Consider the following 2846-nt stretch of genomic DNA (forward strand, 5'->3'; position numbering starts at 1 on the left):
GTTATTTAGAAGAAAGCCCGGTGCTTGATTTTATTATCCGGGATAAATACTCAATTTCATTACTTCCCCACTCAAACCGGAATTTAAAATCAAGCACCGGGCTTTCTTCTAAATAACCATCAATTATTTTTTGTAGGCCGATTATGTAAATATTTGTGTCATTATCCGGGGTATAAGGTTCGGATAGTATCTCTTGATATGTGCCATCGCTCATTTTATATGACAATATAAAATTCACATCATCAGCAACATTCACAAGTGTTATGCTCGATAATGCACTCGAAAAGGCCAGTTCGGGTATAAACGTATCAAGTATCATTTCTTTAGAGCTCTTTTAATTCCAAGTATTATTAGGGCTATCAATACTATTCCCATTGCAATATCGCCAATAGTTTTTCTGATTTTTTCCAGAAACGAAAGCTCTTCCTGAACATGGATATACTCATATTCTTTCAGTCTGAGAGTATCTGTTCGATTAATATAGATCGTATCGTGTTTGTTTTTTTTATCCTGAATATATCTGATCGGCTGATCAATACTATCCTTATTTTCTATGTTATGATGCAACTTCCCGATGGAGTCAATAAAAGCTATACTTATAGAAAATGATGTTTGCAGCTTACTGTATTGCAAACCTCTTGATTCGCTTTTTTCTTTCGGAGCCGGTACTCTTCTTAAACTATCAATAAGGGAATAATACAAATATTCAAATTTGGATTTTTGTATATCTGTGTGGCTTGAATGGTAATCGTCAACGATGCTCTTACTTTCTTGTTTTTGTGTCTTGCATGCAGAGAAAACAAATAAGCAACCAACTAATAGGATAATGTACTTCATAATTTTTCTTTTTATCCAAAGAAAAACAAGGATCAGCCATTAATAAAAGACAAAAAAAGCCTGAGCTATATCACTCAGGCTTTGATTAGCAATAGTTGCGATCAACTATTCTTTTATTTTCTTCTCGGGGTTTTCTTTCAGTAGCCAGACGGGTTTGGAGTCTTCAAACCCCAATCGATATTGAAATCCTATCATTGCTGCAGATATTTCATCAGTGGAGTAATGTGCCATACCTGATAACTCAAAAGCGATTTCTTCACTCGATTTCCTAACTGTTGCATCCGTTTCATCAGCCTGCAAGAACTGGCCTATATATCTTGCAAAAATTAAGTCCTTATAAGTTGTTTTATTCTCGTTTTTCATTGGTTGTTCCGTTACAAATAGACTTTATCAGTCCTTTTAATAAATTTAAATCTTCCAGGCGTTCCATTATTTCGCCGTCAGACTCTTGTATATTACTTCGCTGAGAGATTAGTAGATTCATTTGTTTTTCGATTATTTCTATATGAATCCCTTTGCATTCCTGGATATCTTTTATGGCAGATACCACTTCGCTATTTATTATAGCGCCATTAACGTTAAATTCCATAGTAAGTTAATTTTAGTTTGTTAATCTTTAGTGAATAGAATGTTCACGGAAAATCAGGTATTTTCAATCTTGTTGATAAACCTGGGAGGTTAACAAACTATGGTTTTGTATTTCTATGGATAGCAAATACGACAACATAATCTTCATTTACAAAGACGTGAGAGGTTCTGTTTTCAGTGATGGTCCGTGTGGCTGTTAGCTTATCGCTGTGTGTTCTTTCGGGGTTTTGCGATTGCTCCATATTCATTTTCTCGGTCATGCAATGCAAATGTTCGATCATGTCCCTGAATGCAACTTGCTTTGTGCTTCGTTTAGTTGCTGGTTTAGTTTTTGTTTTCATTGTAGAATTGGTTTAGCTTTATAGGCAGAAAAAGAACGGCTGCCAAATCCCGTGTCGCTAAACCAATTCTACTAACGAGCGAACCCGAATAATAAAAAAGTGGGAAATAAACAGCCGTCTTATATGATAAGTATAGGCATAAAAAAAGCCTATATACTTAGGCGAATCTTTCTTCGCTCATTTAATAAAATTGGTTTAGCACTACAAATATGCGAACTATATTTGAGATAGCAAAGCAAAATGAATTATTTCGTTTTGTTGAATTGTATAATCAATACTCTACTTGTCATAATTAATTAAGTATTTAGTATAATAGAGGTTTATTTCTTTTACATAGCTGTCGAAAAATTTATTGTAAGCATTATAACCTAAAATTGGATTTATATCAATATCAACTATTTCGGAAGGTGCTAAAGTGTTGACTTTAATGTCAGAAAAATAATCAGTAACATATCCAGGAATAGAAATTCCTATTCTAGCGCTTTTATTAATTACAAATCCCCCATTTACACCATCGAGTATAAGCCATGCGATGTTTATAATGTTATAAAGATCAAGTTTTTGGCTTGATAGGACTTCCCCGAGAGGGATGTTGAATTTTCTAAGAAAGTCTAGTAGTATAGTAAATATATTATCAGACCATATATAGTATTTACCATCAAAAATTTTAATTTTTTCTTTTATTACAGCTGGTGGTGAAATAAGACATTCATTTAAGTCTCTAAGATTCTTCGTCGAATTATCTGAAAGAATATTTTCTGCTACTATTTTTGATAAACGACTTCTCAATATTTCATATTTTGCCAATTGAGGATTCATATTGGCAGATATATAATCTTGTAAAGCCTTCCTTATACTATATTTAAATGGGAATGAAGTAGAATATTTACTGATATATCCCTCAAAGTCTGTTTTTGGGCCATAGAAATGAGCATATATATGCTTTATATTTTCATAATCACAGACTGTGATTATTTTATCAAATTTAAATTTATTAGAATAATAGCATTGCTCAAATTCATCAGTAGGCATATTGAACCAATCGAAATGCGCAGAGAATATATTTAGAATTCTAAATAT

At 32.7% G+C, this 2846-nt stretch carries 5 protein-coding genes and 1 pseudogene; all 6 read right to left on the reverse strand.

The features are described 5' to 3' along the window. Position 1: 1 nt before the first annotated feature. Positions 2–319, reverse strand: a complete 318-nt coding sequence (locus tag LDB17_RS06020) for a hypothetical protein (RefSeq protein ID WP_393924935.1) — start codon at positions 317–319, stop codon at positions 2–4. Beyond that, positions 316–837 (reverse strand): hypothetical protein, encoded by a 522-nt coding sequence (locus tag LDB17_RS06025; RefSeq protein WP_252636410.1) that lies wholly within the window; start codon positions 835–837, stop codon positions 316–318. Before LDB17_RS06025 ends, LDB17_RS06020 begins: the two co-directional genes overlap by 4 nt. Positions 838–942: 105 nt before the next feature. Further along, positions 943–1200, reverse strand: coding sequence for a hypothetical protein (locus LDB17_RS06030; protein ID WP_252636409.1), 258 nt, complete (start codon positions 1198–1200; stop codon positions 943–945). Beyond that, positions 1184–1426: a hypothetical protein gene (locus LDB17_RS06035; protein ID WP_252636408.1), complete on the reverse strand. Its 243-nt coding sequence runs from the start codon at positions 1424–1426 to the stop codon at positions 1184–1186. Before LDB17_RS06035 ends, LDB17_RS06030 begins: the two co-directional genes overlap by 17 nt. Positions 1427–1523: 97 nt before the next feature. Beyond that, positions 1524–1766 carry a hypothetical protein gene (locus tag LDB17_RS06040; RefSeq protein ID WP_252636407.1) on the reverse strand — a complete coding sequence of 81 codons (243 nt, stop codon included), beginning with the start codon at positions 1764–1766 and terminating at the stop codon, positions 1524–1526. A 279-nt stretch (positions 1767–2045) separates the two neighbouring features. Then, positions 2046–2846: pseudogene (locus tag LDB17_RS06045) on the reverse strand (hypothetical protein); the annotation flags it as partial.

This window comes from Dysgonomonas sp. Shenzhen-Wh21 (assembly GCF_043392705.1).
Classification (GTDB): Bacteria; Bacteroidota; Bacteroidia; order Bacteroidales; family Dysgonomonadaceae; genus Dysgonomonas.